The following is a 6,293-nucleotide window of genomic DNA, read 5'->3' as shown; positions in this document are numbered from 1 at the left end:
CGCCCGCTCGAAGCGGCCTCGGTCATGGTCACGACCAGCGCGTTCGCCGGCCCGGAGCCCGAGCCGCAGCCGGCGCGCGACTGGGCGCGAAGTCCGGCCAGTCCGGTGCCGTCACCAAGCGACGCGCTCCATGCCGCCGGACCGCCGCTCCATTCGATCGCATGAGGCGCAGCCGCCGCTGCGGGCGATGGCCCGCCCTGCTCCGACACCGCCGACGCGCTGACGCTGTAGGTTCCGATCGATGTGTTGGACCAGACGCAGAACGCAGCGCTCCCGTGCTCTGGATCGGACCGGTCCACGGTTGCGCGGGCAAGGCGATCCGCCGCGAGCCGCGGTGCAACCGAGAGGCTGATCGCGACGCTCGCCCGCGACACGGGCCCCATCACACCGTCGCCCGCGGAGCGGGCTGCAGCGGGCCCGGCCGTGCCTGCAAGAACGAGGCAAGCCAGTGCGAAAGAAGGCGCAACGCTTCTCGAAAAACAGCTCATTGCATGCCTCCTCGCGCCAGTACGGATCCGCGCCCCGAATGGAGGCGCATCGATTGTCGGGACCCTAAGCTTCGCTCCGGACCGGACCGGATCAGCCCCGTCAGGGCAGACAACGCACCGGGCCGGCGATTGGCTTCAGTACCCAGGCGAAGGAGCAGGTTCGAACAGCACAAGGACAGGAGAGCCGCAGATCCGCTCCGTGTCGGTTTATTTTCCGTTAGACGCGAGGCGTCTCCATGCTAGATAGCGTGACGGGGGACGCAACTGCTCGGACATCTAGATGGCGACTGATCCGGTTCAACTCGGCGACGATCTGCTTGGCGAAGCGCTGGCGTTCATGGAGTGCGCTCTCAAGCTTCTCGATCGCGCCGCCGCTCCGGCTCATATCGGAGCGCATCTCGACCTCGCGATCTGCGAGCTGCAAGAGTCGATCGCGACCGCCTTTGCGCCTGCTCCGCCGGCTCCCGGCAGGCGGAGCTGACGGGCTCACGGTTCCATCGCAACCAGGTCCGGGGCAGCGGGAAAGGGGCTTCAACCGAACGTCCGGCAGACCCGATGCCTGCGCACTTCGCCGAGCGCCCGGCATCCTATTCGTGTTCGATCAGGCGCAGCCGGGTCGTCCTCCCGTCCGCTTCCCTGACCAGGATCTCGCGTTTGTGGCCCGAGCGGGCTTCCTTCCAGTCCCGCTCCGATGCGGAAACCGGCCGGAGAACGCGGACCGTCGCCTGCGCCGCCGTAGCGACGCGAGGCGCGGCCGCGGCTGCCGCTCCGAGTGCCAGTAGCAGGATCATGCACCGCTCTTCGGCCTCTCAGGCCTAAGCAATAGCTGCCCATTGCTCCGGATCGGGCGAACTTGCGCGCCTGCGGCGGTCGGAATGTGCCGTTGTCCGACCCGCGCCAGCAGGAAATGTGCTCCGTACGACTGCGGCGTCAGTCGGGGACCCATCTCTTCCGCGCGGCGCGAGGCGTGGCAAAGAAGCGTTCAACCCTGACCGTTCAATGATCCCGCATTGACGCGATTTTAACCAGTCAGCGAATAAATCTCCGTTTCGGACCAATCTTGTGGTTCCAGGTGGGGTAAGGACAATGAAGACATTGTTTCGTGGTGCGGCCGCGACTGCGGCCATCATGGCGCTGACCGGTGGAGCGGCGGCAAACGCGGCAACCCAGGGGACGCAGGGTGCGACGTCGACCGGTTCGGTGGCGGTCAGCGTGTCGGTTCCCAACCGCGTTCAGCTGTCGGGGCTGACGGACGTCGCCTTTACGAACCAGGATCCCAGCGTTGCAGCGGCCAATGCGCAGAACGTCTGCGTGTGGAGCAACACCGGCACGAGGGGCTATAACGTCAACGCGAGCGGAAGCGGCACCGGCGGTGCCTTCACCCTGGCCAATGCGTCGCTCACCGTTCCCTATGCGGTCGAATGGGCGGGAAGCTCCGGACTGACTTCGGGGACCGCACTGACCTCGGGCACGGCGCTGACCGGGCTGACCTCGACCGCGACCAACGCCACGTGCAGCGCGGGACCGGCGAGCACGGCGAGCCTCATCGTCAAGATCGCGGCAGCCGACCTCCAGTCGATGCAGGCGGCAACAAGCTATACCGGCACGCTGACCCTCGTCGTCGCCCCCGAATAGGGATCATGCCGGTGAGCGGAGGTCGGACATCCAGCTCCGGCAGCCGGGGCGAGCCAGGAGCGAAGCGCCGCCGCGGAGCCAGGCGTGGCACCGGCGTGTCGCTGCTCATCGGCGGCTGTTTGGGGATTCTGCTCGGCTCGGCCGCGCCCTGCTTCGCGGCGAGCAACAACGTCAGGATCACAGGCCTGACCGACGTCGCGTTCGGCACCGTTGCAAATCTCTCGGCCGACGCCGTCCAGAGCCAGAGCCTGTGCCTTTACGCAAACACCGCGAGCAACGGGTACAATGTGCGCGCAAGCGGATCCGGTGCGGGCGGCACGTTCAGCCTCAGCTCGGGGGCCGACGAGCTTCCGTTCGAAGTCCAATGGAACGGGACGGCCGGACAGAGCAGCGGCACGCAGCTGTCGGCGAACGTCGTGCTTTCGGGCCTGACAACGGTTGCGACCCAGCAGACATGCAACAGCGGCCCGGCGGTGTCCGCGAGCCTGGTCGTGATCCTTCGTTCCGCCGCGCTGTCGAGTGCTTCGGCCGGTTCCTACAACGGCTCGCTGACCCTCCTTATCGGGCCTGAATGAGCAGCGGCGCCAATGCACCGCACCTCCGCCTGCCTGGCCCTGCCGGTCGCCGCGTGCGCGCTCGCAGCGACGAACGTTCAGGCCGCCTCCTCCGCAGCCATCGTCTCGCTCGGAGCCCCAGCCGGATTCGACGAGCTTTCGCGACCGCACAAGATGCTGGTCGATGTCTATTTCGGCGGCCGCAAGGTCGGCGAGGCGATGGTCATTTCCGCGCCGGGAACGCTCCGCTTCCTTGATTCCGCGAAGGTGCTCGGCCTCATTCCCGAGGTCGAGGCGTCGTCCGGGCTCGCGGCTGCTCTTGCCGGTGACCTGCCAAGCCATGCCGACCTCGTCTGCTCGCCCGGCAATGCCGGTCACTGCGGCGAGCTGTCCCCGGCGACGGCCGGCGTCATCTTCGACGAGGGCCGCCTTCGCGTCGACCTCTACGTCGCTCCGGGCCTCGTTCGAATTGCGCGCCCGGTGACCGACCCCTACCTGCGCCCGTCGAACGGGCCCCTGTCGCTGACCAGCAGCGTGGGGCTTGCGATTTCCGGAACGAGCTCGGGCTCGCCCAGCTATAATGTGCAAAATCGCACCATCGTTTCGCTGGGCGGCGCGCGCCTCCGCTCGGATTCATCCTATGCATCGAAGCTTGGCCTGATCGTCGATGACCTGGTCGCCGAGGTCGACCGGCACGACCTGCGCTATTCGGCCGGGCTGTTCTGGGCTCCGGGAATCGACCTCACCGGCCAGCGCAGGATCGCCGGCGTCGGTGTCGGCACGCAGTTCGACACCCGCGCCGATCGCGATCTGCTCGAGGGGACGCCGCTGGTCGTCTTCCTGCAGCAGCCGTCGAGGGTCGAGTTGATCGTCGACGGCCGGCTCATTGCCTCGGACGCCTACGCTGCCGGGAACATCGTCCTCGACACGTCGACGCTGCCCGACGGTTCCTATCCGGTGCTGCTGCGAATCCGCCAGGACAACGGGACGGTCCACGACGAGCAGCGGTTCTTCATCAAGAATGCGCATGTCGCCCCGGTCGGGGAGCCGCTCGTCTTCGCTTATGCCGGAATGCTCGCGAACACACGCCGGAACCGGCCGATCAGTCTGTCCGACACCTTCTACTATCAGCTCGGCGCCGCGCGGCGGCTGAGCCGGAGCGTTGCGGTCGACCTGTCCGCGGTCGGTGCCGAACGCAAGAAGATGCTCGAAGCGGGCGCCTGGGTGATGACGCGCTTCGGCCGGGCGCGGGTGGCCGGGCTCGTCGCGACCTCGGGCGACAAGGGGGCGCTGTTGCAGCTTGGTTCGAACGGGCGTGGACCGTTCAATTTCAACCTCGATCTGCGCCGCGTGTGGAGCAGCGACGGTCGGCCGTTGATTCCTCTTCCCGCGCATGTGGACAATTTCGGCTCGACGGCGCCGACCGGCGCCCAGCTGGGCAATGGCTCATATACTCAGATCAGCGGAAGCATCGGCTACACGCTCGGGAGGGCCTATTTCTCGCTCGTCGGTTCGCTGCGCCACGACGAGGGCTTCCCGACCGACTACACGGTCGGGCCGGGGCTCAACCTGCCGATCCTGTCGCGTGGCGGTGTCGAGCTCGTCTTCCAGGCCGACGCCCAACGCACCCGGACAACCACCGCGCTGTTCTCGGGGCTGAGGGTGCAGTTCACCTCGAACCGGCTCTCCGTACTCGGTACGGCCGGCCGGGCCGCGCGCCGGACCCAAGCCGGGGGGGACTCCGACGCCGACCGGATGGTGGGCAGCATCAGCGCGGGCTATTTCCACGAGTCCGCCGACCGGACGCAGGTCTCCGCCAACGCAGGGCTCAACCGGAGCCTCGATTCGAGCGACGTCCATGCCGGCGGAACGATCTATTCACGGCTCGGTAGCGCACGCGGCGACATCCTTCACCCGCTGCAGGGACGCGGAGGCCTGCAGTACGGATTGACCCTGCAGTCGGGCACGGCGATCAACCGCCATGAGATCGCGCTCGGCGGCAGGGACATGGGCGAAAGCGCGCTGATCGTCTCGGTTGGAGGCGAGAGCGGCCGCTCGGCATTCGACGTCCTCGTCGACGAACAGCCGCGCGCGCGCCTGCTTGCCGGCGCGTCCACCCCGATCTTTCTTCAGCCGTACCGGTCGTACAAGGTGCGAATCCGGTCCGTCGGCGCGACGTCGCTGGATTACGATTCCGGTGCGCGCTCGGTCACTCTCTACCCCGGCAACGTTGCCAATCTCGAATGGTCGACAAGGCCGCTGGTGACGGTGTTCGGGCAGGCGATCGGGACCGACGGACTGCCCGTCGCCGGCGCAATGGTGCAGTCGCAGCGGGGAATCGGCGAAACCGACGAGCACGGCTATTTCCAGATTGACGTCGCGGGCGCCGACACGCTGTCCTTCACGAGAGGGACATTGCCGCCGTGCCACGCCATGGTGGCCGCGGAGAGCCGCGACACGGATCTCGTTTCGCTGGGGAAGGTCGTTTGCAGATGAAGTCAGCCACCCGCGCAGCTGCCATGCTCATTGCTCTGCTGTCCCTTGTGCATCCGCTCGGCGGCGCAAGCGCCGACATCGTCCTCAGCGAGCTCATCGTCGAGCTGCAAAGCGGCGGCCATGCCCGCGAGGACATCGAGATCTGGAACAAGGACTCGAGCCGCGCCTATGTCGCGGTCGAGCCGGCCGAGATCCTCAATCCCGGGCGTCCCGACCAGAACCGCCGGACGGAGCCGGATCCCGAAAAGCTGGGGCTGTTCGTCGCTCCGGCCCGGATGATCCTCGAGCCGGGCCAGCGCAAGCTGATCCGGATTGCGGTCCTCGGGTCCGGCGTCGCCCGCGAGCGCGTCTACCGGGTGACCGTCAAGCCGGTCTCGGGACCGGTCTCCTCGGACAAGAGCGGGCTCAAGGTGCTGGTCGGCTACGATGCCCTGGTGCTGGTCCGTCCGACCCGCATGGAGCCGGAAGTGACGGCGAGGCGGGCGGGCAAGAGTCTCATCATCCGCAACGACGGAAATCTCAGCGTCGAGCTGATCGAAGGCCGGCAATGCGATGAAGGCCGGCAGCATTGTGCCGCCCTTCCGAGCAAGCGGCTCTATGCGGGCGCCGAGTGGACCCAGGCATTGCCGCAGAACGGGCCGGTCGACTATTCCGCAAAATCGCCCGCGGGCGTTCTTCACCTCAGATTCTAGCCGCACGGGAATCTGGGCGATTTCCCGTACGCTCTTCGACTTCCGCGGCCGCCGCCTCGAAATGCACGGCGGCAAGCCAAAGTTTACCATTTCGGGCGCATGAGTTGCGGCGGGGAACAGTGGGGGCAAGCATTGGAAAGCGAACCGGCAGGGCTGCAGCATATGCTGCTTGAGGCCCTTGATCTTCTTCAAGCAGCGCTCGATCTCCTGGACCGCGCCGCGGCCCCGGCCCAGATCGGCGCGCATGTCGATCTTGCGATTCACCAGCTCGGGTCCGCCGTCGCGACCGAGGTGGACGCAGCCGGCGCCGCCGACATCGATCGCGCCGTCGCCAGCCGCTAGGCCGAGCCGGGCCGCTACCGCGATGGCGGCCCTGTCATGGTTCGAGCGCAGGTAACCGGCCGGTTCCGTTGCCGGCCGTCAGCATC

8 protein-coding genes are annotated in these 6,293 nt (G+C 67.3%); 6 read left to right on the top strand and 2 right to left on the bottom strand.

All coding sequences use genetic code 11. The features are described 5' to 3' along the window. A partial coding sequence (locus GH737_RS12265) for a hypothetical protein (protein ID WP_230558795.1) occupies window positions 1-383 on the bottom strand: 383 nt, incomplete at its 3' end. Between the two features lie 385 nt (window positions 384-768). Between GH737_RS12265 and GH737_RS12260 the strand changes: the two genes are divergently transcribed. Beyond that, entirely contained in the window at window positions 769-969 is a 201-nt protein-coding gene (locus GH737_RS12260) for a hypothetical protein (RefSeq protein ID WP_155265094.1), read from the top strand. 106 nt (window positions 970-1,075) lie between these two features. On the opposite strand, the gene GH737_RS12255 is transcribed toward GH737_RS12260, so the two are convergent. Next, entirely contained in the window at window positions 1,076-1,279 is a 204-nt protein-coding gene (locus GH737_RS12255) for a hypothetical protein (protein WP_155265093.1), read from the bottom strand. Between the two features lie 295 nt (window positions 1,280-1,574). Here GH737_RS12255 and GH737_RS12250 point away from each other — a divergent pair, with 295 nt between their 5' ends. The 5 genes from GH737_RS12250 to GH737_RS12230 all read left to right on the top strand — a co-directional run bounded on the left by GH737_RS12250 (window position 1,575) and on the right by GH737_RS12230 (window position 6,207). Continuing rightward, window positions 1,575-2,123 carry a hypothetical protein gene (locus GH737_RS12250; RefSeq protein WP_155265092.1) on the top strand — a complete coding sequence of 183 codons (549 nt, stop codon included), beginning with the start codon at window positions 1,575-1,577 and terminating at the stop codon, window positions 2,121-2,123. A gap of 95 nt (window positions 2,124-2,218) precedes the next feature. Continuing rightward, the gene (locus GH737_RS12245) at window positions 2,219-2,698 is read left to right on the top strand and encodes a hypothetical protein (protein WP_155265091.1); all 480 of its coding nucleotides are present in this window, start codon (window positions 2,219-2,221) and stop codon (window positions 2,696-2,698) included. A gap of 12 nt (window positions 2,699-2,710) precedes the next feature. Next, window positions 2,711-5,173: a TcfC E-set like domain-containing protein gene (locus GH737_RS12240; RefSeq protein ID WP_155265090.1), complete on the top strand. Its 2,463-nt coding sequence runs from the start codon at window positions 2,711-2,713 to the stop codon at window positions 5,171-5,173. Next, the gene (locus tag GH737_RS12235) at window positions 5,170-5,865 is read left to right on the top strand and encodes a fimbrial biogenesis chaperone (protein WP_155265089.1); all 696 of its coding nucleotides are present in this window, start codon (window positions 5,170-5,172) and stop codon (window positions 5,863-5,865) included. Before GH737_RS12240 ends, GH737_RS12235 begins: the two co-directional genes overlap by 4 nt. A gap of 132 nt (window positions 5,866-5,997) precedes the next feature. Beyond that, the gene (locus GH737_RS12230; RefSeq protein ID WP_155265088.1) at window positions 5,998-6,207 is read left to right on the top strand and encodes a hypothetical protein; all 210 of its coding nucleotides are present in this window, start codon (window positions 5,998-6,000) and stop codon (window positions 6,205-6,207) included. The last annotated feature ends 86 nt before the right edge of the window (window positions 6,208-6,293 follow it).

The sequence above is a fragment of the Sphingomonas segetis genome, from assembly GCF_009720245.1.
Taxonomy (GTDB): Bacteria; Pseudomonadota; Alphaproteobacteria; order Sphingomonadales; family Sphingomonadaceae; genus Sphingomicrobium; species Sphingomicrobium segetis.
This window is presented reverse-complemented; position numbering and strand designations above follow the sequence as displayed.